We start from the raw sequence: 24,791 nt of genomic DNA on the forward strand, positions 1-24,791 counted from the left end.
TTCATTCAGATGTTTACCGTTTGCAAGCCCGTTCGCAAGCTGGCGCGCACCGCCGCCGTTCTGGCAACTGCCGCCTTTCTGGCCGCCTGTGACGTCAGCACCATTGGCGGCGGACCATCGATCAACACATCCGAACCTGTCCCTGTCGCCCTGCTGGTACCCGCCGGATCGGGTCAGTCTGGCGACGCAGCACTGGCGCGCAGCCTTGAAAACGCAGCCCGACTGGCGATGGCCGACCTGCAGAACGTCAAAATCGATCTGCGTGTCTATGATACCCGTGGCAGCTCGAACACAGCCGCAGAGGTTGCGCAGCGCGCGGTCGCCGACGGAGCCAAGATCATTCTGGGGCCGGTCTATGCGCAGGCGGCGAATTCCGCTGGCCTGGCGGTGCTGAACAATAACGTCAATGTGCTGTCCTTCTCAAACAACACAAGCATTGCCGGCGGCAACGTGTTCGTCCTTGGTCCAACCTTTGACAACACGGCCAATCGGCTGGTCAGCTTCGCCGGGTCGCAGGGAAAGAACAATATGGTCATCGTCCACAGCAACGATGCTGCAGGCCAGCTGGGCCAAAGCGCCATTGCCAATGCTCTCGGCAGCAGCCGCGTAAACAATGCCGGTTCGGTCGGCTACGACCGGTCACAGCAGGGTGTCATCAGCGCGGTGCCAAATGTCAAAGCCACAGTGGACGCGTCGGGCGCTGATTCCCTATTTCTGACAGCAACCACAGCTGGCGCTCTGCCGCTTTTCACTCAATTGCTGCCCGAAGCGGGTGTTTCCCAGGCAAATACACAGTTTATCGGCCTGACACGCTGGGATATCCCTCCGCAGACACTGGACTTGCCCGGCGTACAAGGCGGTTGGTTCGCATTGCCTGACCCGTCCAAGGCGCAGGCGTTTCGCCAGCGGTACAACAACACTTATGGCGAAGCCCCTCACCCGATCAGCGGTCTGGCCTATGACGGCATCGCGGCCATTGCTGCGCTGGTCAGCCAGGGTAAATCCAACGCACTGACCGCGTCGGCATTGACACAGAACGCCGGTTTCCAGGGCGTTGGCGGCATCTTCCGCCTGCGCCCGAACGGTACGAATGAACGCGGTCTGGCTGTCGCCACGATCCAGAATAAACAGGTAGTAGTGATTGACCCTGCCCCACAAAGCTTCACAGGCGCCGGTTTCTGATCGACCGGGCCTGACGCTGCCCACCAAGGGTGAGCTGATTTGCCCCGCCGATGAAATATTCGACAGCGCCGCCGTCATGGCGCAGCTGTCGGAAGCCTTCGAGAAGACCTCGGACAATGCCGCCCGCAGGAATGAGACCGTGCGTATTCTGCGTGACGCTCAGAAAGCCGGGCGCCAGGCCATTGCTGATGCCTTTGCCAAACGCCCTTTTGATGCGCGGCGGCTGACCCATTCCTATACCTATCTGACCGACGGCCTCGTCTGCACCGCCATGAAGGTTGCAAGCGAGGACCTGCATCCGCTGGCCACGCCGACGCAGGGGGAAAAGATCGCCGTGATGGCGGTCGGTGGTTACGGGCGCGGAGAGATGGCACCATCGTCCGATGTCGACCTGCTGTTTCTGACCCCCTACAAGATCACCGCCTGGGCCGAGAGCGTGATTGAATCCATGCTCTATATCCTTTGGGATCTGCGACTAAAGGTCGGGCATTCCTCGCGCACTATCAAAGATTGCCTGCGGTTGGGCGCGGAGGATTTCACCATCCGTACTGCCATGCTGGAACAGCGTTATCTGGCCGGGGAAAAGGAACTTGGGGTTGAACTGGAAACCCGTCTGAAGTCCGACCTGTTCAAGGGCAGCGAGCGACAATTCATCGAAGCCAAGCTGCAGGAACGCGACGAGCGCCATCTGAAACAGGGCCAGCGTTACGTGGTTGAGCCCAATGTCAAAGAGGGCAAGGGAGGGCTGCGCGATCTTCAATCCCTCTATTGGATCGCGAAATACATTTATGGTGTTCAGGATGTGGCCGAACTGGTGCCCTTGGGCCTGTTCACACCGGATGAGTTTGAAACTTTCGTAAAGGCCGAAGATTTCCTCTGGGCGGTGCGCTCTCACTTGCATCTGGTCACCGGTCGCGCAACGGAGCAGTTGACCTTTGACATGCAGGTCGAGGTTGCCGCCCGCATGGGGTACGAGGATCGCGCCGGACGCCGCGGCGTCGAAGTCTTCATGCAGCGCTATTTCCGCGAAGCCACGCGGGTGGGTGAGCTGACGCGCATCTTCCTGACCAAGCTGGAAGCGACCCATGTGAAGAGCGCGCCGTTGCTGGAGCGTATCTTTCGCCGCCGTCCCCGTGTGAAGGCGGGCTATACCGTCGTGCATGGTCGTCTGGACGTAGCCGATCCCGAGACGTTTCTGGCTGACAAGTTGAATCTGCTGCGCCTGTTCGAAGAGGGCCTGCGGACGGGCATGTTGATCCACCCGGATGCGATGCGTTTGGTCAGCGCCAACCTGAACCTGATCGACGAAGAGATGCGCGAAAACAAGGAAGCGCGGCGTATCTTCCTTGATCTGATGCTAAAACACGGCAACCCCGAACGCGCCTTGCGGCGGATGAACGAACTGGGCGTCCTCTCGGCCTTCCTGCCTGAGTTCGAGCACATCGTGGCGATGATGCAGTTCAATATGTATCACAGCTATACAGTCGATGAACATACGATCCAGTGCATCGTCAACCTGAACCAAATCGAACGCGGAGAGTTGGTGGAATCCCTGCCTCTGGCTTCGTCGATCCTGAAGGGCGGGGTCAATCGCAAGGTTCTGTATGTCGCTTTGCTACTACATGATATCGCCAAAGGACGGCCTGAGGATCACTCGATCCTTGGCGCGCAGATCGCCCGCAAGGTTGCGCCCCGGCTGGGTTTGAACAAGGCGGATTCGGAAACCGTAGAATGGCTGGTGCGTTATCACCTGCTGATGTCGGACATGGCGCAGAAACGCGACATCTCGGACCCGCGCACGGTGCGCGATTTCGCCAAGGCGGTGAAGACGGTCAAGCGGTTAGACCTGCTGACGGTATTGACGGTCTGCGATATTCGCGGCGTCGGACCAAATACATGGAACAACTGGAAGGCCACCCTGCTGCGCGCCCTGCACGCCGAAACCAAGCGCGCGCTGGAAACCGGGATGGAAGACCTCAACCGCGCCAATCGCGGCACCGAGGCCAAGAAGGCCCTGCGCGCTGAACTGGTCGAATGGTCCAAAGCCGACCTCAAGGCAGAGACCGGGCGACATTATCCGCCGTATTGGCAGGGTCTGAACCTGTCGACTCATGTAGAATTTGCCGAGATGCTGCGGTCACTGGAACACAGCGGCAACCCCGGTGAGATGGAAATTCGTCTGCATCCCGACGAAGACCGCGACGCTACCCGCGCCTGTTTCGCGATGGGTGATCATCCTGGAATCTTTGCGCGGATCGCCGGGGCTCTGGCGCTGGTCGGGGCGAATGTTGTGGACGCCCGCAGCTATACCACCAAGGACGGCTACGTAACCGATGCGTTCTGGATTCAGGATGCCGAGGGCCATCCGTTCGAAGCCAGCCGCCTGCCGCGCCTGACCCAGATGATCCACAAGACGCTGAAAGGCGAGGTTGTTGCCCGCGACGCGCTGAAATCGCGCGACAAGATCAAGAAACGCGAGCGCGCATTCAACGTGCCGACCCATGTCACCTTCGACAATGACGGGTCCGAGATTTACACCATTATCGAGGTCGACACCCGCGACCGTCCCGGCCTGCTGTACGACCTGACGCGCACGCTGGCTGACGCCAATGTCTATATCGCCAATGCGGTGATCGCGACCTATGGCGAGCAGGTAGTGGACACGTTTTACGTCAAGGACATGTTTGGGCTGAAATACCATTCGGAAAGCAAGCAGCGCACGCTTGAGGGCAAGCTGCGCAAAGCCATCACCGAAGGCGCCGAGCGCGCGGCCTCATGAAGCAGATCCGGCTGTTTTCAGGCCTGTTTACGGTCGGTTTCTGGACGCTGGCCAGCCGGGTTCTTGGGTTCCTGCGGGAAATCCTGCTGACCGCCTTTATCGGGCCGGGTCCGGTGATGGATGCCTTTGTCGCCGCCTTCCGCCTGCCCAACATGTTCCGCCGTTTCTTTGCCGAGGGCGCGTTCAACGCGGCCTTTGTGCCGATGTTTTCAAAACGGCTGGAGGGGGATGAAAACGCCGAAGGATTTGCGCAGGACGCGTTCAACCTGCTGGCTGTGTCCGTTCTGGCTCTGGTCGGGCTAGCGATGGTATTCATGCCCGCTTTGGTCTGGATCACTGCCGAGGGATTCCACGGGGATGAACGGTTCGATCTGGCGGTGGACTACGGGTATGTGGTTTTCCCCTATATCCTGTTCATGTCGCTGGCAGCGCTGTTTTCCGGTGTTCTGAATGCCACCGGACGCTTTGCCGCCGCCGCCGCCGCGCCAGTTCTGCTGAACATCTTTGCCTGTGCAGCCCTTATCACCTCAGCGGCGATGGGCGGCGAGGTGATACGATGGCTGATCTCCGTCATCCCGCTGGCCGGCATCGCGCAACTGGCGCTGGTCTGGATCGCCACCGAACGAGCGGGCATTCGCATTCGCCCGGGCTTGCCTAAACTCAGCCCCGAAATGCGCCGTATGGTTCGAATTGCCGTCCCCGCAGCGCTCGCCATGGGCGTCACGCAGGTCAATCTGGTGGTGGGGCAGCTTGTGGCCTCGAAAACTGAAAAGGCGGTTAGCTGGCTGTTTGCGGCGGACCGGCTGTATCAATTGCCTCTGGGCGTCGTGGGCATTGCCGTCGGTATCGTCCTGCTGCCCGATCTGTCGCGGCGCCTGCGGGCAGGAGACAAGGACGGCGCACGCAACGCCTTTTCCCGTGCTGGCGAATTCACCCTGCTACTGACCATCCCCTCGACCGTGGCCTTTGTTGTTCTGCCCAACCCAATCGTCTCGGTCCTGTTCGAGCGCGGTCAGTTCAGCGCCGAGGACACAACGGCCACAGCGCTGGCGGTGGCCGTCTATGGCATCGGCCTGCCCGCCTTCATGCTGCAAAAGCTGCTGCAACCTCTTTTTTTCGCGCGCGAGGATACGCGGAGTCCGTTCCACTATGCCATCTTCGCAATGATCGTGAATGCCGGTCTCGCCTTCGGTCTTTATCCGCTGGTCGGCTGGATCGCACCCGCGATTGCGGCCTCGGCTGCGGGTTGGGCCATGGTCGGTCTACTGATCCTCGGCGCACGACGCATGGGCGAAGAGGCGCGGTTCGATGACCGGTTCAAACACCGGGCATGGCGCATCGTGGCAGCGTCATTGGGGATGGGCGTTGTGCTTTACGCCGCCATCCACCTGTTCGGCTGGACCTTCGACCTGCCCGGATGGCGGTATCTGGCGTTGATTGTCCTGATCAAAGTTGCAGCCGCTTCCTATTTCTTCCTCGGCCACCTGTTCGGCGCCTTTGAAGTATCCGAGTTCAAAAAGGCTCTGCGCCGGTCGTGATCAGTCGCGGCGAATGCGCCGAACGATCCGCGCCCAACCGCCCGGGGCCAGAAAGAAAGAAAGTCCAAAGCCTGTAGCAAACCCGCCCAGATCAGCCACCCAATCCGAGGTGCCACCGAAGAGCAGACCAAACACCAGTTGGATACCCATCAATGCCGCGATCAGGCCAAAGGCCCGGTGTTGGTTTTCCCCGACCAGTGACAGCTTGCGCCACAGCAACCATGTGAACGCGCCGATCAAGCCGTAAACCGGCGGGAATCCTCCGACCAAAGGATAGCTAGGGTCCAGCAGCAGCGCATAGGCCAGCGCTCCGCCGATGCCAGACAACACAAATACCACCAGCATTTGGAACCCACCAAAGACCTCGGCCACCATCTTGCCCATCGCCAGCAGAAAGACACAGACAAAGACAGCCTGAGTGAAGCTGCCCGAAACGAACGGGTAGGTTACGAAACGAACAACATGTTCGAACGGCCAGCGCCCGTTCTCAACCATCCAGTCGAAGATATCGGGCGAAAACGAATAGCTCTGCAACGCATCCAGACGCCATCCCACAGCCGACGGCCCTCCGATCAAGCCGCGAGAACCCAGGGTAAAGGCCAGTTCCACTCCCATAATGAACAGCACCAACGCCACCACCACGGGCGGCAGGGGGTTCACGGCGGGTGTAAAATTCTCACTGCTCATTGGGCTGGCCTTTCGCGGCGGTTGACGTCCCTTGGCCTCATGGGTAAGCGACGGAGGCTTATTTTTCCAGACGGGAGTTCCCTTCGATGACCGAAACCAAGTTCACGCCGCGCGTGTTTTCCGGCATCCAGCCATCGGGAAACCTGCACCTAGGCAACTATCTGGGTGCGCTGAAGCGGTTCGTGGATATGCAGGGGCCTGAGTTCGAGACCATCTATTGCATGGTCGACCTGCACGCGATCACTGTCTGGCAAGACCCGGCCCGTTTGCGTGAAAAGACGCGCGAGGTCTGTGCGGGCTTCATCGCTGCCGGCCTGGACCCCGAAAAATCAATCCTGTTCAACCAAAGCCAGGTGGCCGAGCACACGCAACTGGCCTGGATTTTCAACTGCGTCGCCCGCATGGGCTGGATGCAGCGAATGACGCAGTTCAAGGACAAGGCGGGCAAGAACGCGCAGAACGCGTCGCTTGGACTGTTTGCCTATCCGGCTCTGATGGCGGCGGACATTCTGACCTATCGCGCAACGCATGTGCCGGTCGGTGAGGACCAGAAACAGCATCTGGAGTTGACCCGCGACATCGCGATCAAGTTCAACCATGACTATGGTGTCGATTTCTTCCCAGTGACCGAGCCGGTGATCGGTGGCCCGGCGCCGCGGGTGATGAACCTGCGCGACGGCACCCGCAAGATGTCATCCTCGGATCCGTCCGACATGACCCGCATCAACATGACCGACGATGCTGACGCCATCGCCAAGAAAATCCGCAAGGCCAAGACCGACCCGGACGCCCTCCCCTCGGAACTCGACGGCCTGTCGGAACGTCCCGAGGCACGCAATCTGGTGAACATCTTTGCCGCGCTCAGCGACCAGACAGCCGAACAGGTTCTGGCCGAGGTGGGTGGCAAACAGTTCGGCGAGTTCAAGCCGATGCTGGCCGACCTGGCGGTCTCGAAACTGGCGCCGATCTCGACCGAAATGGCCCGCCTGATGGGCGAAGAGGCTGAGATCGACCAGATTCTGGCCAAAGGTGCAGAAAAGGCGCGGGCGATTGCAGCCCCGATCCTGCAGCAGACCTACGAAATCGTGGGCATGGTCGGCGCAAAACAGCGCTGATTGCTCTGGACGTTACCTCAGCGCCTTCCTAGGTTTGCCGCAAAGCTTGGGAGGGCGTAATGGCAGTCGGCAAGAACATCCGCACCTATTTCGAAGGTCAGTGGCATGACGGGAACGCCCCGATCATGCGGGCTGCAGATCATGGCTCATGGCTGGGATCGTCGGTCTTTGACGGCGCGCGTTACTTCGAAGGCATGGCCCCGGACCTTGAGGCGCATTGCGACCGCGTGAACCGATCCGCCGAGGCGCTGATGCTGACGCCCTCGGTGACGACCGAACAAATGGTCGAGATCGTCCGCGAGGGGCTGGAAGCTTTCGGCCCGGAATCCGCCGTTTACATCCGCCCGATGTATTGGGGCATCGACGGCGACGCGACCGCCATCGTTCCGCTGGAAAACAGCACCGGCTTTGCAATCTGTCTGGAAGAGATTCCAATGGCCCCCGAAACTGCCGCGGCCACGCTGGGGTACACGCGGTTCCGCCGTCCGGTGCTGGAATCCTCGGTCGTGAACGCCAAGGCCGGGTGCCTTTACCCAAATAACGCGCGGATGCTGCAAGACGTACGCTCCAAAGGATTTTCCAACGCGCTGGTTGCCGACGCTTTGGGCCATGTGGCCGAGACCGCAACCGCCAATATCTTCATGGTCAGGGATGGTGAGGTGTTCACCCCCACCCCCAACGGTACCTTTCTGGCCGGGATCACCCGCGCCCGCCATATCGCAAACCTGCGCGCCGACGGCGTAATCGTGCACGAAGCCATTCTCAGCTTTGATGATTTCCACAAGGCAGATGAGGTTTTCATGACAGGAAACATGAGCAAGATCACTCCGGTCACTGCGATTGAAGACACGCAGTATCAGGTCGGCCCCATAGCCCGCCGCGCGCGAGAGATGTATTGGGACTGGGCAGCAAGCACGCGCTAGGCTCTGGTTGCCAGCACGCATCTGGTCGGGCATGATCGGCCGAAATGAATGAGGACACTCCATGCGCAAATTTCTGGTCGTTCTGGATGACAGCCGCGAATGCCTGAACGCAATGCGCTTTGCCGCCATGCGTGCGGCCCATACCGGCGGCGGTGTGACGATCCTGTCGGTCATCCCGCCGGATGAATTCAACCACTGGATCGGCGTGGCCGAAGTCATGCGCGAAGAAGCGCGCGAGCGTATTCACGCCCATTACGAGGTGTTCGCCAAGTGGATGCGCGACAAGCAGGGCGTGGATCCGGAACTGGCGATCCGCGAAGGTGACCCGGTTGCGCAGATCATCGAACACGTCCAGTCAGACCCCGAGATCGGGGTGCTTGTTCTGGGCGCGGGTGTCGAAAAGAAGGGCCCCGGCCCGCTGGTGACGCAGCTGACCAAAAACTCAGGCAGTCTGCCGATCCCTATCACTATTGTTCCCGGCGATCTGAGCAAGGAAAAGCTGGAAGAAATCACCTAAGGCCCGCTCATGCCCCGCAACATCCAGTTCTGGTTCGAATTCGCCTCGACCTATTCCTATCTGAGCGCGGTTCGGATCGAGGATTTGGCGGCCCAGCACGGGATCTCGGTCGAATGGCACCCGTTCCTGCTCGGCCCTATTTTTGCAGCGCAAGGCTGGGACAATTCCCCGTTCAACATTTACCCGGCCAAAGGGCGCTATATGTGGCGTGATATGGAACGGTTGTCGGCTCGGCGCGGCCTACGGTTCACACGGCCTGATCCCTTTCCGCAGAATGGCCTTAAGGCCGCGCGGCTTGTGTTGTCGATCGACGCCCAACCCCAAAGGGCCGCGTTTGTTCGTGCCGTTTATGCTGCGGAATTTGTCGATGGCCTGAACATCTCGGACGACGATGTGCTGGTTGATTGCCTGTCACAGGCCAGCCTGCCTGCGGAAACGCTGACCCGCTGTCACGACCCGGACATCAAGGCTGCCTTGATTAAACAAACGAAAACGGCTCAGACCAACGGGATTTTCGGAGCCCCCAGCTTTCTGGTGGGAGATGAGCTGTTCTGGGGCGATGACCGGCTGGATGAGGCCATGCAACTAGCCACTGAAATTTAGAATGGTTCCAAATCTTGACTTCCCCGGCGCGGGCCCGCATATCAGTCACAACTGAAACGGAGCCGTGACATGTTCATCCAGACCGAATCCACGCCGAACCCTGCAACGCTGAAATTTCTGCCGGGCCAGATCGTTCTGGAGGCCGGAACCGCAGACTTTCCCACGGCGGAGGCCGGGGAGAGATCGCCCCTGGCCAAGCGCATTTTCGCAGTCAGTGGTGTGACCGGCGTATTCTTGGGCAATGACTTCGTAACCGTGACTAAATCTGACGACGTTCAGTGGGATCACATCAAACCCGCCATTCTGGGCGCCGTGATGGAGCATTTCCAATCCGGTCAGCCGGTTCTGGGCTCGGACGCACAGGCCGCTTCGGGCCACGCCGAACACACCGGTGAGGACGCAGAGATCGTCAATCAGATCAAAGACCTGCTGGACAGTCGCGTGCGCCCGGCGGTGGCTCAGGATGGTGGGGACATCACCTTCCACGGGTTCGACCGGGGCGTGGTCTACCTGCACATGCAGGGTGCTTGCGCAGGCTGCCCTTCCTCGACCCTGACATTGAAAATGGGGATCGAGAACCTGCTGCGCCACTATATCCCAGAGGTGACCGAGGTGCGCCCCGTTGCCGTCTGATCCGCTGATTCTGGCGTTTGACACATCGGCCGCGCATTGCGCGGCCGCTTTGTTGCGGGGTGACAGCATCCTCGTGTCACGCACCGAATCCATGTCACGCGGTCAGGCCGAGCGGTTGATGCCCCTGCTGGAGGAAGTTCTGGCCGAAGCGGGCTGCTCGTGGCGCGACCTGACGGCCATCGGTGTTGGGATTGGGCCGGGGAATTTCACCGGCATCCGTATCTCGGTCTCTGCCGCACGGGGGTTGGCGCTGGGGCTTGGCATCCCGGCCGTGGGCGTTTCGGGCTTCGATGCACTAACTGAGGTCGGAGACGGGCTGCCCGCAATCCGCGCCCCGCGCGAACAGGTCTATGTCGCGCTGCCCGGGCAAGACCCGGCCCTGATGGCGCAGGATCAGGCAGAATCACTCGGGGCCCTGATCCTGAACGACGACGCGGACGCGCAGGTGCGGGCTATCGCCCAGCTGGCGGCACGAAACTGGCAGCGCGTTACGACGCCCCCAGCCCCGCTTTACGTACGGCCTGCGGATGCGGCCCCGTCGAAAGACACGCCTCCGGTTTTGCTGGACGGATGACCCCGCAGGACCTGGCCCATACCCACGCCGCGGCCTTTACCCAATCGCGCCCCTGGACGGATCGGGAATTCGCCGATCTTTTGGATAACCGGTTTACCCATACTGTTGGTAATGCTGTATCTTTTGCTTTGTTCCAGGTCATCGCGGATGAAGCAGAATTGCTGACGATTGCCACCCATCCCAGCCGTCAACGGCAGGGTCTGGCATTGAAGTCCATGCAGGCATGGCACGCGACGGCCCGAAATCTGGGCGCAACCCGCGCCTTTCTGGACGTTGCGGCAGACAACGACCCTGCTATCGCCTTGTACAAGCGGTGCGGATACACGCCCTGTGGACTGCGCAAGGGCTATTATCTGCGCGAAAAAACAGGAAAAATCGACGCGATCGTCATGGAATGCAACCTTGTTTGAAGCCCAAGGCTGCTTTTTTTCGACCATCCGGTCAAAAATCAGTTGACCGGACCGGTTGCAAACGCCCTTAATTCCCGCCATCACAACAGTTATGCTCGCTCACAGTGGGTAAACGGGACTATCTTGGCCCCAACCGACAATAACAAACGGGAGTATGAAATGACCCTGATGAAATCCTTGATGGGCGCTGCCGCCGCCGTCGCGTTGACTGCTGGCGCGGCTTTGGCCGAACCGGCCCTGATCTTTGACCTTGGCGGTAAATTCGACAAGTCGTTCAACGAGGCCGCGCATAACGGTGCGTCACGTTGGGCCGAAGAAACCGGCGGCACCTACCGTGAGATCGAACTGCAGTCCGAAGCCCAGCGCGAGCAGGCCCTGCGCCGCTTTGCCGAAGCCGGTCTGAGCCCGATCATCACCATGGGTTTCGCAATGGCCGATCCGCTCAGCACGGTTGTCGGCGACTATCCCGACACGAAATTTGTCGTGGTAGACGTGAACTGGTTGGACGCACCGAACCTGCGTCAGGTTGGCTTTGCCGAGCATGAAGGCTCTTATCTTGTCGGCATGATGGCCGCCATGGCCTCGGAATCCGGCACAATCGGTTTCATCGGCGGTATGGATGTCCCGCTGATCCGCCATTTCGGCTGCGGCTATGCGCAAGGTGCCAAGGCTGTGAACCCGGATATCAACGTGGTTGCAAACATGACCGGCACCACTCCGGCCGCATGGAATGACCCGGTGAAAGGGTCCGAGTTGACCAAAGCGCAGATCAGCCAAGGTGCTGACGTAGTCTATGCTGCCGCTGGCGGCACGGGCGTTGGTGTTCTGCAAACCGCAGCCGACGAAGGCATCCTGTCGATCGGCGTGGACAGCAACCAGAACCACCTGCACCCGGGCAAGGTTCTGACCTCGATGCTGAAACGCGTTGACGTCGCCGTTTACGACGCGATGAATGCAGGTGATGATCTGGAAACCGGCGTGTTTGCCATGGGTCTGGCCGAAGAAGGTGTTGGCGTAGCGATAGACGACAACAACGCCGCGCTGGTTTCGGACGAGATGAAAGCAGCCGTTGAAAAAGCCCGTCAGGACATCATCGACGGTAACGTGAGTGTTGTCAGCTATTACGAGAACGATAGCTGCCCGGCACTGCAGTTTTGATATCGGGCGGGGCGGGGGTGACCTCCGCCTCGCATCCACTCTGCTGCGCGGCCCGCGCGGCCCTTCGGCAATCTGAGGACAAGACATGACCGTCCCCGCCATTGAGCTCAAAGGGATTTCCAAAGCCTTTGGGCCGGTTCAGGCCAACAAAGACATTTCCATCAGCGTCGCCCCCGGCACGATCCACGGGATCATCGGTGAAAACGGTGCCGGCAAATCCACGCTGATGAGCATTCTCTACGGCTTCTACAAAGCCGACAAAGGTGAGATCTGGATCAACGGCACCAAGACCGACATCCCTGACAGTCAGGCGGCGATTGCCGCGGGCATCGGGATGGTATTCCAGCACTTCAAACTGGTCGAGAATTTTACCGTTCTGGAGAACATCGTTCTGGGCGCCGAAGACGGTGGGTTGTTGGCCCCGTCTCTGGCCAAGGCCCGCAAAGAGCTGAAAGAACTGGAAGAAGAATACGAGCTGTTCGTCGACCCCGACAAACGCATCGACGAGATCGGCGTGGGGATGCAGCAGCGGGTCGAGATCCTGAAGGCGTTGTACCGCAAGGCCGAGATTCTGATCCTCGACGAACCCACCGGCGTGCTGACCCCGGCCGAGGCGGATCAGCTGTTCCGCATCCTCGACCGGCTGCGGGCCGAAGGTAAAACGATCATCGTGATCACGCATAAACTGCGTGAGATCATGGAAAACACCGACACTGTTTCGGTCATGCGGCGCGGCCAGATGACCGCAACGGTAAAAACCGCTGAGACCAGCCCCGAAGAACTGGCCGAGTTGATGGTGGGCCGCAAGGTCTTGCTTCAGGTCGACAAGGTACCTGCAAAACCGGGCAAACCCATTCTGGAAGTCGAAAATCTGCGCGTCTTCGATTCAGCAAGTGTCGAGCGGGTCAAGGGCATCGATCTGACCGTGCGGGCCGGGGAAATTGTCGGCATTGCCGGTGTCGCGGGGAACGGTCAATCCGAACTGCTCGAAGTTCTGGGCGGAATGCGCCCCGGCCAGGGTTCGATCAAGCTGAACGGTGCGCCGCTGGCCCTTACCGGACATGGATCTGATGGGCAGGCCCGACGCGCGCAACACATCGCACACGTCCCCGAGGACCGCCAGCGCGAAGGCCTGATCATGGACTTCCACGCGTGGGAGAACGTGGCTTTCGGCTATCACCGCGACCCGGCTTACAAACGTGGCGTCTTCATGGACAATGCCGCCCTGCGTGCCGATACCGAAGCCAAGATCGAGAAATTCGACGTGCGCCCGCCTAATGGCTGGCTGACCGCCAAAAGTTTCTCGGGTGGGAACCAGCAGAAAATTGTCGTCGCGCGCGAGATTGAGCGGAACCCCGACCTGTTGCTGGTCGGCCAGCCCACCCGCGGCGTGGATATCGGCGCGATCGAGTTCATTCACAAACAGATCGTCGCCCTGCGCGATCAGGGCAAAGCGATCCTGCTGGTCTCGGTCGAGCTTGAGGAGATCTTCTCGCTGTCCGACCGGATCGCGGTGATGTTTGACGGACATATCATGGGCGAGCGTCTGCCTCATGAGACGGATGAAAAAGAACTGGGCCTGTTGATGGCCGGTGTTGCGGGAGAGGCGGCGTAACATGGAAAAAATGCCCAAATGGGCCGATGTCGTCCTGATCCCCCTGATCAGCCTGATACTGGCCACGATCCTTTCAGCGCTGGTTATCCTCGCCATCGGCGAAAACCCGGTCGAGGCGGTGAACCTGATGGTCACCGGCGCGTTGGGGTCAACATATGGCTGGGGCTATACGCTCTATTACGCGACCAACTTCATGTTCACGGGGCTGGCGGTGGCCGTGGCTTTCCACGCCCGGTTGTTCAATATCGGTGGCGAAGGTCAGGCGATGCTGGGCGGGCTTGGTGTTGCCATGGCCTGCTTGTACATCCCGTGGCCGCATTGGAGCATTGCCTTGCTGGGCGCCGGGCTTGCTGCGGCCCTGTTTGGTGCAGCTTGGGCCGCGATCCCAGCCTATCTGCAAGCCAAGCGCGGCAGTCATATCGTGATCACCACGATCATGTTCAACTTCATCGCCGCCGCCTTCCTGAACTACATGCTGGTCAACGTGATGCGCCCGCAGGGCTCGCAAGACCCCGCGACGGCACGCTTTCCCGAAGCCGTGCATCTGCCGACTTTCCAGTCGATGTTCTCGACCGCTGAAAACATTGTCTTCCGCGGTGCCCCTGCGAATATCTCTTTCTTCGTAGCTGTTCTGGCCTGTATCGTTGTCTGGGCGCTGATCTGGCGCACGCGACTGGGCTATGAAATCCGTGCTTACGGCCATTCCGAAACCGGAGCCGTCTATGCAGGCATTTCACCCGTTCGCATCACCATTGTGGCGATGCTGATCTCGGGCGCGCTGGCCGGTTTGATGGCAATCAACAACGTCATGGGCGAGGCGGAACGATTGGTTCTGAACTCCACCGAAGGCGCAGGTTTTATCGGCATCGCCGTGGCGCTGATGGGGCGGTCACATCCCTTCGGCGTGTTCCTGGCCGCGCTTCTGTTCGGGTTCTTGTACCAAGGTGGCGCCGAGCTGGCCTTGTGGACGTCGATCCCGCGTGAGCTGATCGTGGTCATTCAGGCGCTGGTGATCCTGTTCACCGGAGCGTTGGACAACATGGTCAGGATGCCGCTTGAAAAGCTGTTCCTGAGCCTTCGGAAGGAGGCAAAGTGATGGAGTTCTTCGTTACACTCATCCAGGTTCTCGATTCAACGATCCGCCTGGCCACGCCGCTACTGCTTGCCTGTCTGGCCGGGTTGTATTCCGAACGTGCGGGCATTTTCGACATCGGTCTTGAAGGCAAGATGCTGATGTCGGCTTTCTTCTCGGCAGCAATTGCCGCTGTGACTGGGTCGGTTTGGCTGGGCCTGCTGGCAGGTATCGCATCCTCACTGGTTCTGTCCGGATTGCATGGGCTGGCCTCGATCACCTTCAGGGGCAATCAGTTGATTTCGGGTGTTGCGATCAACTTCCTTGCATCTGGCCTTACCGTGTTGATCGCACAAAGTTGGTTCAAGCAGGGCGGGCGTACGCCTTCTCTCTTCGGCGGAGCTCGATTCGAATCCGCAGAGTTCCCTTATGCAATCGGTCCCGAAGATGCTGAACTGACTGGGCAACCGGTTTCTGAACTGATGTCTGACGCCAATTCAGTTCACATGGTGTACTCCGAGTTGTTATCCGGCCATTCCATCTTGGTCTATGTGGCGTTTCTTATGGTGCCGCTGACGTGGTGGATTCTGTACCGGACCCGGTTCGGGCTGCGGCTACGTGCGGTTGGTGAAAACCCGGCGGCCGTAGATACCGCCGGTGTCTCAGTCGTCGGCCTGCGTTTTGCTGCCGTCGCCATCTGCGGCGTGCTGTGCGGGATCGCTGGGGCCTATCTTGCCACAGCCCTGCAGGCCGGGTTTGTCAAAGAAATGACCGCTGGACGTGGGTTCATCGCTCTGGCCGCGCTGATCTTCGCGAAATGGCGACCATGGCATGCGATGGGGGCCTGTCTTCTGTTCGGTCTGCTGCAGGCGATCGCGCTGCGGTTCCAGAACATCGATCTGGGCGGGGTGGTCATTCCAGTGCAGGTCATGGACGCTCTGCCCTATATCCTGACCGTGGTCATTCTGGCCGGGTTCGTCGGCAAAGCCGTTCCGCCGCGCGCCGGGGGCGAGCCTTATGTGAAAGAGCGCTGACAGGTCCAGTTCCGAACTCCTGTCGGTCCAGTTCGCCGCAGTGCCGCATGCAGAGTTGATTTTGCATGCGGCAACCGCTTTAAAAGGGTATGAGTGTGTTTCCTGTGATAGCCGAGATCGGACTTTCCCATATCAGGGTGCCGGAAACACAAGAACGCCCGCTTTTCGGGCTTGTTCGCATTCTTCAGCCAAATCGGAGTACCGGGTGCCTGCCCAGACGTTCGATATTCGCCATGTGGCAGTGGGGTTTGTCCCCGACGCGCCGCATAAACGCCTCACCCAAATGGTTTGAGACTGTCCGAGTCACCCAATGCGGCACGGCCGACCTCATCCGGTAATTCCAAATGCAGATTTACCTTCCAATCGCCGAAGTCTCCGTCAATGCCTTCCTGCTTTTGGGGCTGGGTGGGATGGTCGGTGTCCTGTCTGGCATGTTCGGCGTGGGCGGCGGGTTCCTGATGACGCCGCTATTGTTCTTCATCGGTATCCCCCCTGCCGTCGCCGTCGCGACGGAAGCCAACCAGATCGTCGCTTCTTCCTTTTCCGGTGTATTAGCACATTTCCGACGCAAGACAGTGGACCTGAAAATGGGCACAGTCCTGTTAACCGGAGGATTAATAGGCGCCGCCCTCGGGGTGGTGGTGTTCAACTACCTCAAGAGCCTGGGCCAGGTCGATCTGCTGGTCACCCTTTGTTACGTCGTCTTCCTCGGCGTGGTTGGCAGCCTGATGTTCATCGAAAGCCTGCGTGCGCTGCGCAAGGCGAAAAAGGGCGGCGGAGCCCCTGTGAAACGACGACAGCGTGGTTGGGTCCATGCGATGCCGTTCAAGATGCGCTTTCGCACATCGGGCCTCTATATCTCGGTCATCCCCCCGGTGATGGTCGGGCTGTGCGTCGGCGTTCTGTCGGCGATCATGGGGGTCGGCGGCGGCTTTATCATGGTACCTGCGATGATCTATCTGCTGGGGATGCCCACCAAGGTCGTGGTCGGTACTTCGCTGTTTCAGATCATCTTCGTGACGGCCTTCACCACCATGCTGCACGCCACCACGAACTATACGGTCGATATCGTTCTGGCGGTTTTGCTGTTGGTCGGAGGTGTCGTCGGGGCGCAGATCGGCACGGTGATCGGCGCGCGAATGCCGGCCGAGCAGCTGCGGGTTCTTCTGGCGGCTTTGGTTCTGGTGGTCTGTGGCAAGCTGGCGCTGGACCTGCTGATTGAACCATCCGAGCTTTACTCGCTTGGCAGCGAAGGGGGCCACTGATCATGCTGAAACGCCTGATTGCCCTGCTGATCCTGTGCTGCACCCCTGCCCTTGCAGTTGATGAGCAGGTTGTTCTGGGTCTCAGCCAGGATCGCGTCGCCATCACCGCGACCTTTGACGGCTCGGAAATCCTGATCTTTGGCGCCGTCAAACGGGAAACCCCCATTCCACCCGGTCCGCCGCTTGAAGTGATCGTGGCCGTGGCCGGGCCGTCCAGTCCGGTGATGGTCCGACGCAAGGACCGCAAACTGGGGATTTGGGTCAATACCGACAGCGTTCTGGTCGACCTCGCGCCCAGCTTTTACGCGGTTGCCACCAGCGGGTTGCTGGAAGATATCCTCTCGGATACCGAGGATCTGCGCTACCGCATCTCAATCGAGCGGGCTATCCGCTCGGTCGGGGCGGCGATGCATATCCGCGGCGCGCAGTCATTCGCTGACGCCGTGGTGCGCATCCGCGAGGATGAGGGGCTGTATTCGATCCGTGAAAAAACCGTGGCGGTGGACGAACAGACCCTGTTCCGTACCTCGATCGCAATGCCCGCCGACCTGACCGAGGGCGACTACAAGGCGCGTATCTTCCTGACCCGCGGCAAAGAAGTCGTCTCGCAGTTTGAGACCACAATCGATGTGCGCAAGGTGGGGTTGGAGAGGTTCCTCTACAACCTGTCCCGCCAGCAACCGGTCTGGTACGGGCTGATGTCGCTGGTCATCGCGATTGCGGCCGGTTGGGGCGCGTCCACCGCGTTCCGACTGTTGCGCGAGAATTAAAGCCTACCCGCGACCGATATAGGGCATCGTCGTGGCCATTACGGTCATGAACTGCACATTGGCCTCGGGCGGCAGGCTGGCCATATGCAGCACCGAGCGCGCGGCGTCCCCGACGGCCATGGTCGGGTCGGGCTGCTGTCCGGCCTCGACGGCTGCATCCACCAACCCCTGCACCATCTGTGTGCGGGCATTGCCGATATCGATCTGACCACAGGCAATCCCGAACGGTCGCCCATCCAGAGACAGGCTGCGGGTCAGGCCGGTGATGGCGTGTTTCGTGGCCGAATAATGCACCGAGTTTGGACGCGGCACATAAGCAGCAATCGAGCCGTTATTGATGATGCGCCCGCCTTGCGGCGACTGGTGGCGCATGATCCGAAACGCCTCGCGCGCGCTCAGGAACATGCCGTTCAGGTTGACGTTGACGCTTTGATACCAGTCCTCCAGCGCGATTTCGTCAATGGTGCCACCGGACGCAAAAATACCGGCATTGTTGAACAGCACGTCGAGACGACCAGTCTTGTCCTGAAAGGTTTTAAACGCGGCCTGAACCGCATCCGCGTTGGTCACATCCGCAATCAAAGGGATGGCGTTATCGCGGCCCGTGGCCATCTGGTGCAGCTTGTCCGCACTGCGCGCCAGAAGACCAACCGTCCACCTCTCGGCCAGAAACAATTCCGCCGTGGCGCGCCCGATGCCCGAGCTTGCGCCGGTTACGATGATGGTGCTCATGTCTCTTCGGCCTCCAGTGTCAGCGATGCCGCCGGAACGGCGCGCAGGTCGTCCACGCGCAGCGGATGGGTGGGTTTGGCCAGACGGTTCCGCACCACCCATATCAGACGCTCCTGTGCGCGGGTGATCGCCACATAGGCCAAGCGCTTCCACAGCGGTTGCCCGGCCTCGGTCCGGCCCATGCGCGCAGCGGCGTAAATATCAGGCGCAAAGACCTGAACCGTGTCCCACTGTGAGCCCTGCGCCTTATGAATGGTCACCGCCGCGCCATGCAGAAAGGTCGCGCCCATGCGCGCGGCGAAGGGGATGAAGGGCTCTTCCTCATCCGGTTTCTCAATCTTGACGATGGAGGCGGCGCTGACCTGCGGGTCTTCAGCCCCCATCACGTGCAGGCGCGAGAATCCCGGCTTGCGCCCCGGCCCCAGATAGATCACCTGAGCGCCCTTGATCAGCCCGCGCGCCTCAAGGTCCAGACGTTTCTTGCGGTGCTTCAGCGGCAGCTCGATGCCGTCGCAGATCAGCGGCTCGCCCTCCAGCAACTCGGTATCCGGCGCGCCGTGGACGTGCCGGAACGCCTGGATCAGACGAATACGAGTGGCGTTACGCCAGACCAGCACTGGGCTGCGGGCCATCAGGTCGACCTCGACCCGCTGCCCCCAGATCACTCGGTCATCCTGACGAGCGGTCTGTTCGACCAGTCTTTCGAAATCCTCAAACCCCATCTGCGGATCGGCCAGCGCGTGGGCAAGGTCTAGAATCGGGTTGTCCGCCTCTTGCCGGTGAACCCGGTGCAGGATTTGTTTGCGTGGTTCCGGTAGGGCCTCAAACACCATGCTGCCGGATTGATTGACCGGCGCCAGCTGTGCCGGGTCGCCAAACAGCAGCAGGGTTGGAAAGATCTCCTGCAGGTCCTCGAACTGCCGGTCATCCAGCATCGAGGCTTCGTCCACAAACCCGATATCCAACGGTTCATCCCGACGTTTCCAGCCGGTGATGAAATCCGACCCGCGCAAACCCGCGGCAGCCAACGCACCGGGGATGGACTTGTTGTTCTGATAAAAGGTGGCGGCGCGGTCCAGCGCCTCATCGGTCAGCCCCTCAATCTCAGGGCGTTCGTCATTGCCCGCCAGCCATTCAGCGATGCGCTCATATTCCGGGTCATAAACCGGCGTGTAGAGTATGCGGTGAATCGTCGTCGCGGGAACACCACGCAAGCGTAACACGCTGGCCGCCTTGTTAGTGGGCGCCAGAATCGCCAGGCTGCGCTTTTCCTTCGCCTTGCGGCTCTCGAAATCGCCCGAGACGATCTGCACTCCGGTTTCGGCCAGCGCCTTGTACAGTTCGGCCAGCAACAGGGTTTTACCCGACCCCGCCTTGCCGATCACCGCCATGACACCGGATTTCCCCGCTCCCGGCAGCTTCAGCAGAGCGTCATCATCCAGGTCAACACCGGCCGATCGCAGCATCTCGGCGATGCTGTCATAGGCGGCGGCCTGGTCTTCGGAAAAGGTAACGGGGGGCATAGACATGGCGCGACCCTACAGGGACGCGCCAGCTATCACCAGAGAGGGATTAAGGATTTCGCGCGGTCAGGCCGACAGGGCGAACCGGTGCTGTCGGCCGGTGCCAAAAGCGGTCTTGAACCACAGGCGGGACAGCTCGCGAGGGATACCTGCACGTTCTGCGACACGGTTGCAATCCGCGGCGGAATACGGCCAAAGCCCGACTGAAATCTGGTCACGCCCCTTCCCTTCGGTGCCGAGAACAATGGGCGAAGATCCGATCAGCCGGTAAATCCGGATCATCCGTGCATCGAAAACGCCCGCAATATGGGTCAGACCGAACCCTTCCATCATTTCACCACCGCTGAGCATGATCGCACCCGCCGTATGCGGGCTGGCTGTTCGGGACAGGCAAAACCGGGTCACCTCCCAGATCAGAGGGCTGTGGATCGGTTTGCCCCCGGTCAGGTGGCCAAAGACCTCATTCACCATTACAGGTCCGGTCGTAGGCAGAACACGCATGGACCCACCGTGGCGGCCATCCTCTTCTTCCCAGATGACGTACAAAGGGTTCAAGTCGTCATACTGATCCCGCTCCTCTCCTTTATCGTTGACCTGGACGTCCCAGCCCAGCCGGGTCTTGAACTGATCCGCGCGGTCTCGGAACATTCCGTCGGCCAGGTCCGGAAACTTGTGAAGCTCGTCAGCAAACAGATAACGCAACATGACTTTTTTCCCCTTGTCGTCCTGTGCAGGAACGAAGGGGGTACAAAGTCACGGTTAATTTCCCGTTTGTGGGGCGTGCACCTGTTAAACCACTATTAATCCCCGGCTCAGCGCCGTGGCGATGGCGTGGGTGGTGTTCTGCGCCCCAAGCTTGGCGCGGGCGCTTTCGATGTAAACACGCAGCGTATGCTCAGAAATTGACAGCGAATGGGCTACCTGAGCACGGCTGTAGCCCAGCGCCAGCAGGGTCATCGCGTCCACCTCTCGCGGTGACAGGCCACGGGACGAGTCGGGCTGACGGTCACTTTCGAATTCCAGTGCTTTGCGGTTGAAGTAATGCGCGATCAAAATCAACTCGCGGCCATGACGGTCGATGAATCCTTTCCAGGTTTCATCACTGCAGGAATGGTTCACCGTGAACAGGGCAAATTGCCCTTTCGGCCCGCGGATCGGGATCGAATATCCCTGATTGCCGACGCCGTGGCTTTGCGCGTCCATCAAGAAGGCCTTGGCCACCTTGCCGGACCAGTCCAGGGTTTTCCAATCGACCGGATGAAACCGCTGAAAGCAGCCCAGAATGACAGGGTCTATGCGGTGATAGTTCTTTTCCAGATATCGCTCAGCCCAGGCATCGGGATAGGTCGTATAGCCGTACTGTTCCCCGGCGCCATCGACCCAATGGTAAATGAGATGTTCGACCTTCAGCCTGTCGCGCAATCGGATGGCGACATTGCTTAACTCATCAAGCGTGCTGGTGTTTTCCAAGTCCTCCAGGACCTGGCTCATATCGAGTTTTGTTCCCATCTGCGGGCGTCCGTACCTCAGCCTTCATGGACGCGATCTCGGCTGCGGCAACCAGCTTAGTGTCGTCCAGTTGCTCGGCCAGCGCGATCAAACCATTCTCAACAGCGAAGGCGTTGAGGTCCGACAACACGTCCAGTATCCACTCATTGTGCGCCATCAGGGTCGCTCCGAAACGGTTAACGAAGGGTTAACACAACCATAACATGTGCGTTGTTTTTTAGCCTATTCACTGGTTTCTACTCCCCAAAAAAAGCGAAGCTAGAATCGGTAACTCGCTGAAAAGAATAAATCTATTCAAAAAAAGCGGCGCCCGCGAACCGATAAGTCGATTCGCGGGCGCCAGAGATTTATTTGCGTGCGATTCAACCGCGAGCGTCCAGAACCTCTTCCAGAGTGCGCATTCCGGTCTGCGGCGCCTGAACCAGGACCGACATGTTGCCCGGCTTATGCTCGTTGCGCAGCATCTTCATGTGCGCCTCGGGCAGATCATTCCAGGTGAACACTTCCGACATGCAGGGGTCCAGACGGCGCTCGACCATCAGCTGGTTGGCTGCCGCGGCCTGTTTCAGATGAGCAAAGTGCGATCCTTGCAGGCGCTTCTGGTGCATCCACATGTAACGGACGTCGAAGGTCAGGTTATAGCCGGTGGTACCAGCGCAGATCACAACCATGCCGCCCTTTTTCACCACGAAGGTCGAGACCGGAAAAGTGCTTTCACCCGGGTGTTCGAACACCATGTCCACGTTCACACCTTTGCCGGTGATATCCCAGATGGCTTTGCCGAACTTACGAGCCTCTTTGAACCACTCAGCATATTCCGGTGTGTTCACCGTCGGCAGTTGGCCCCAACAGTTGAAGTCCTTGCGGTTCAGAACGCCTTTGGCACCCAGCCCCATGACGAAATCGCGCTTGCTTTCATCTGAGATCACACCGATCGCATTGGCGCCTGCAGTGTTGATCAGCTGAATCGCGTAGGAGCCCAGACCACCCGAAGCGCCCCAAACCAGAACGTTCTGGCCCGGCTTCAGATCGTGCGGCTCGTGACCGAACAGCATCCGGTAGGCAGTTGCCAGCGTCAGCGTGTAGCAGGCGCTTTCTTCCCAGGTCAGGTGCTTGGGACGCGGCATCAGCTGCTGAGCCTGAACGTTGGTGAACTGCGCAAACGATCCGTCCGGCGTCTCATAACCCCAGATCCGCTGGCTGTCCGAATACATCGGGTCACCGCCGTTGCAGTGTTCGTCGTCTCCATCGTCCTGATTGCAATGGATGACGACCTCGTCGCCGACTTTCCAGCGGGTCACTTTCGAACCCACCGCCCAGACGATGCCCGACGCATCCGAACCAGCAATGTGATATGGAGCCTTGTGTCCGTCAAACGGCGAGATCGGCTTGCCCAGCGAAGCCCAGACGCCGTTGTAGTTCACACCTGCGGCCATCACCAGCACCAGCACCTCGTGGCTGTCCAGTTCGGGAACGTCCACCACTTCCTGCACCATCGCGGTGTCCGGCTCGCCGTGGCGTTCTTTGCGGATCGCCCATGCGTACATTTTTTTGGGCACAAACCCCATCGGAGGGATTTCACCCATCTCATAGAGGTCTTTTTCCGGCGCGTCGTAAGACGCGATACCGCTGTCGGTGTCCAGAGCCATGTTGGCCTCCTTTATTCCAAATCATTGCCGCGATGCAGAATCGCGCGCTCTAAACGATGAGATATTGGTCAGAGAGAAATATTGCAACATATTTTGAGTGTATTTTGTAATTTTATGACCCAGCAGGTGCAGAAACTTCTTTTGCGGATGCAGCAATAGCTGTTTTCGCGTCCAATGGCGCTGAAGCCGCGTAGTAGTCTAGCAGGTCAACCCTTTGACCTGAAACGGATATTTTCCCGTACTCACGTTTAAGAATGCGGCGATCGACTAATTGTTGGATCGCAGCCTCGATTTCCGCGCGCTCCAACGGCGTGGAGAAACCGTTACGACGCATTAGCCGGTCGATCAGTTGCACTGCGTCAACTTCGGAGATCTCGCCCATCTCGCGCGTAAGCCAGCACACCGCAGGCCCCGGAACCAGAGGAATCGCCGCCCCGATACCTGCCATAAGATCACGGGCCAGGTCCGTCATCAGGTTGGTTTCATGTTCCGCGCGGAACGCTTGAAGAGAGACCGGTCGCCCGTACCGAACCGAGGCCACGCCGAATCGCTGATAGCGCCCGATCATCCGCCGCCCGATCTGCTTGAGTATCCACCACGTGATCACCCCGATCCGGGCGCGAAACCGGCGTTCGTTGCCCAGGGCGGCCTTGGTCAGAATCGTATCCTCGAGCACCCGGTCATAGTTCAGGGCAACCGGCACAAACACAACGTCGCGCCCTTCGGGCACCGTTGCGTCAATGATGTATTTCAGCAACCCGAGCTTTGGTCGCCCAAGCGCACCGGTCAGGCTGAGACCACCCTCGGGAAACATCGCCTGCGTTACTCCGGCCTCAGTCGCGTGGCGCACGTAACAGGCCAACACTTGCCGATACAACTCACTGCCCGATTTACGACGAATAAAGTAAGCGCCCATCGCCCGGATCAGCCGGCTGAGCGGCCAGACCCGCGCCCATTCGCCTACGGCATAGGACAAGGCCGATTGTGGCGCCGCCAGATAGGTGACCAGCACATAATCCATATTGCTGCGGTGGTTCATGACGAATACAACCGTTGCATCGGGGTCGATGTCACTGATTGCCTTCTCATCCACATAGCTGAGCCGGACATTATAGAAGGCATTGCTCAGCATGCGCGCCAGGCGGATGGCGATGCTAAAATAGGCCACCGCGGAAAAGGACGGAACGATCTCGCGGGCATAGCGGCGGGCCGTTTCAAAGGCCACGGCCTCGGGAACACGTTCCTCGCGTGCAAAATTCTGAACCGCCTGCCCGACCTGCGGGTCATAGATCAGTCGCTGAATCATGTCGTGCCGATGCGCCAGCTTGAACGGTTGAATCGGTCGCTGCAGGCGTTTGTTCAGGCGTTTGACCGCCCGCTCAAGCCGGCGGCGAAAAAACCAGCGCACCGAAGGAAACAAGAAGTGCGAGGCCAGAGTGACCGCGGCAAATACCAGGATCAGCAAAAACAGCCAAAGCGGAAGTTCCACGGTCTGAGTCATAG

Annotated in this window: 24 protein-coding genes; 16 read left to right on the top strand and 8 right to left on the bottom strand. The window is 59.7% G+C overall.

All coding sequences use genetic code 11. The features are described 5' to 3' along the window. Positions 1-9: 9 nt before the first annotated feature. From ACR0IM_RS13035 to murJ, 3 genes are read left to right on the top strand one after another with little or no spacing between them, the layout of a single operon-like run. Complete coding sequence (locus ACR0IM_RS13035; protein WP_480592906.1) at positions 10-1,182, top strand: penicillin-binding protein activator; 1,173 nt, start codon at positions 10-12, stop codon at positions 1,180-1,182. Next, positions 1,142-3,961 carry a [protein-PII] uridylyltransferase gene (locus ACR0IM_RS13040; protein WP_480592904.1) on the top strand — a complete coding sequence of 940 codons (2,820 nt, stop codon included), beginning with the start codon at positions 1,142-1,144 and terminating at the stop codon, positions 3,959-3,961. Before ACR0IM_RS13035 ends, ACR0IM_RS13040 begins: the two co-directional genes overlap by 41 nt. After that, the gene (gene murJ / locus ACR0IM_RS13045) at positions 3,958-5,499 is read left to right on the top strand and encodes a murein biosynthesis integral membrane protein MurJ (protein WP_480682177.1); all 1,542 of its coding nucleotides are present in this window, start codon (positions 3,958-3,960) and stop codon (positions 5,497-5,499) included. The genes ACR0IM_RS13040 and murJ overlap by 4 nt, the downstream gene beginning before the upstream one ends. Here the strand turns inward: murJ and ACR0IM_RS13050 are convergent, their stop codons facing one another. Next, entirely contained in the window at positions 5,500-6,186 is a 687-nt protein-coding gene (locus tag ACR0IM_RS13050; RefSeq protein WP_480682178.1) for a rhomboid family intramembrane serine protease, read from the bottom strand. It lies immediately after the preceding gene. A gap of 86 nt (positions 6,187-6,272) precedes the next feature. On the opposite strand from ACR0IM_RS13050, the gene trpS reads away from it, so the two are divergent. From trpS to ACR0IM_RS13115, 13 genes are all read left to right on the top strand, one after another. After that, entirely contained in the window at positions 6,273-7,301 is a 1,029-nt protein-coding gene (gene trpS / locus ACR0IM_RS13055; RefSeq protein WP_480592898.1) for a tryptophan--tRNA ligase, read from the top strand. A gap of 59 nt (positions 7,302-7,360) precedes the next feature. After that, positions 7,361-8,224, top strand: coding sequence for a branched-chain amino acid aminotransferase (locus ACR0IM_RS13060; protein ID WP_480592896.1), 864 nt, complete (start codon positions 7,361-7,363; stop codon positions 8,222-8,224). Between the two features lie 61 nt (positions 8,225-8,285). Beyond that, positions 8,286-8,741 (top strand): universal stress protein, encoded by a 456-nt coding sequence (locus ACR0IM_RS13065; protein WP_480592894.1) that lies wholly within the window; start codon positions 8,286-8,288, stop codon positions 8,739-8,741. Positions 8,742-8,750: 9 nt separating this feature from the next. Next, positions 8,751-9,344, top strand: a complete 594-nt coding sequence (locus ACR0IM_RS13070; protein WP_480682179.1) for a DsbA family protein — start codon at positions 8,751-8,753, stop codon at positions 9,342-9,344. A 69-nt stretch (positions 9,345-9,413) separates the two neighbouring features. Further along, the gene (locus ACR0IM_RS13075) at positions 9,414-9,977 is read left to right on the top strand and encodes a NifU family protein (protein ID WP_480592889.1); all 564 of its coding nucleotides are present in this window, start codon (positions 9,414-9,416) and stop codon (positions 9,975-9,977) included. Then, positions 9,967-10,551, top strand: coding sequence for a tRNA (adenosine(37)-N6)-threonylcarbamoyltransferase complex dimerization subunit type 1 TsaB (gene tsaB, locus ACR0IM_RS13080; RefSeq protein WP_480682180.1), 585 nt, complete (start codon positions 9,967-9,969; stop codon positions 10,549-10,551). The genes ACR0IM_RS13075 and tsaB overlap by 11 nt, the downstream gene beginning before the upstream one ends. Beyond that, positions 10,548-10,961 (top strand): GNAT family N-acetyltransferase, encoded by a 414-nt coding sequence (locus ACR0IM_RS13085; protein WP_480641817.1) that lies wholly within the window; start codon positions 10,548-10,550, stop codon positions 10,959-10,961. Before tsaB ends, ACR0IM_RS13085 begins: the two co-directional genes overlap by 4 nt. A gap of 159 nt (positions 10,962-11,120) precedes the next feature. Then, positions 11,121-12,119 carry a BMP family lipoprotein gene (locus tag ACR0IM_RS13090; protein ID WP_480592883.1) on the top strand — a complete coding sequence of 333 codons (999 nt, stop codon included), beginning with the start codon at positions 11,121-11,123 and terminating at the stop codon, positions 12,117-12,119. Positions 12,120-12,204: 85 nt separating this feature from the next. Next, on the top strand, positions 12,205-13,734 hold the full coding sequence (locus tag ACR0IM_RS13095; RefSeq protein WP_480641816.1) for an ABC transporter ATP-binding protein: 1,530 nt from the start codon (positions 12,205-12,207) through the stop codon (positions 13,732-13,734). Position 13,735: 1 nt separating this feature from the next. Continuing rightward, positions 13,736-14,830 (top strand): ABC transporter permease, encoded by a 1,095-nt coding sequence (locus ACR0IM_RS13100; RefSeq protein ID WP_480641815.1) that lies wholly within the window; start codon positions 13,736-13,738, stop codon positions 14,828-14,830. After that, positions 14,830-15,840 (top strand): ABC transporter permease, encoded by a 1,011-nt coding sequence (locus ACR0IM_RS13105; protein ID WP_480592877.1) that lies wholly within the window; start codon positions 14,830-14,832, stop codon positions 15,838-15,840. The genes ACR0IM_RS13100 and ACR0IM_RS13105 overlap by 1 nt, the downstream gene beginning before the upstream one ends. Positions 15,841-16,184: 344 nt before the next feature. Beyond that, complete coding sequence (locus tag ACR0IM_RS13110; RefSeq protein ID WP_480592875.1) at positions 16,185-17,105, top strand: sulfite exporter TauE/SafE family protein; 921 nt, start codon at positions 16,185-16,187, stop codon at positions 17,103-17,105. 2 nt (positions 17,106-17,107) lie between these two features. Further along, positions 17,108-17,875: a TIGR02186 family protein gene (locus ACR0IM_RS13115; protein WP_480592873.1), complete on the top strand. Its 768-nt coding sequence runs from the start codon at positions 17,108-17,110 to the stop codon at positions 17,873-17,875. Between the two features lie 3 nt (positions 17,876-17,878). On the opposite strand, the gene ACR0IM_RS13120 is transcribed toward ACR0IM_RS13115, so the two are convergent. The 7 genes from ACR0IM_RS13120 to ACR0IM_RS13150 form a co-directional block, all read right to left on the bottom strand. Further along, entirely contained in the window at positions 17,879-18,607 is a 729-nt protein-coding gene (locus ACR0IM_RS13120) for an SDR family oxidoreductase (protein WP_480641814.1), read from the bottom strand. Further along, entirely contained in the window at positions 18,604-20,136 is a 1,533-nt protein-coding gene (locus tag ACR0IM_RS13125; RefSeq protein ID WP_480641813.1) for an ATP-dependent DNA helicase, read from the bottom strand. Before ACR0IM_RS13125 ends, ACR0IM_RS13120 begins: the two co-directional genes overlap by 4 nt. A 60-nt stretch (positions 20,137-20,196) precedes the next feature. After that, entirely contained in the window at positions 20,197-20,835 is a 639-nt protein-coding gene (locus tag ACR0IM_RS13130) for an acyl-homoserine-lactone synthase (RefSeq protein ID WP_480592867.1), read from the bottom strand. Between the two features lie 84 nt (positions 20,836-20,919). Beyond that, positions 20,920-21,639 carry a helix-turn-helix transcriptional regulator gene (locus tag ACR0IM_RS13135; RefSeq protein ID WP_480682181.1) on the bottom strand — a complete coding sequence of 240 codons (720 nt, stop codon included), beginning with the start codon at positions 21,637-21,639 and terminating at the stop codon, positions 20,920-20,922. Next, positions 21,578-21,796 carry a hypothetical protein gene (locus tag ACR0IM_RS13140; protein ID WP_480592863.1) on the bottom strand — a complete coding sequence of 73 codons (219 nt, stop codon included), beginning with the start codon at positions 21,794-21,796 and terminating at the stop codon, positions 21,578-21,580. The genes ACR0IM_RS13135 and ACR0IM_RS13140 overlap by 62 nt, the downstream gene beginning before the upstream one ends. A 205-nt stretch (positions 21,797-22,001) precedes the next feature. Next, complete coding sequence (gene ccrA / locus ACR0IM_RS13145; RefSeq protein WP_480592861.1) at positions 22,002-23,288, bottom strand: crotonyl-CoA carboxylase/reductase; 1,287 nt, start codon at positions 23,286-23,288, stop codon at positions 22,002-22,004. Between the two features lie 112 nt (positions 23,289-23,400). Continuing rightward, positions 23,401-24,789 carry a 1-acyl-sn-glycerol-3-phosphate acyltransferase gene (locus tag ACR0IM_RS13150; protein ID WP_480682182.1) on the bottom strand — a complete coding sequence of 463 codons (1,389 nt, stop codon included), beginning with the start codon at positions 24,787-24,789 and terminating at the stop codon, positions 23,401-23,403. Between the last annotated feature and the right edge of the window lie 2 nt (positions 24,790-24,791).

The sequence above is a fragment of the Ruegeria sp. BF6 genome (genome assembly GCF_056538665.1).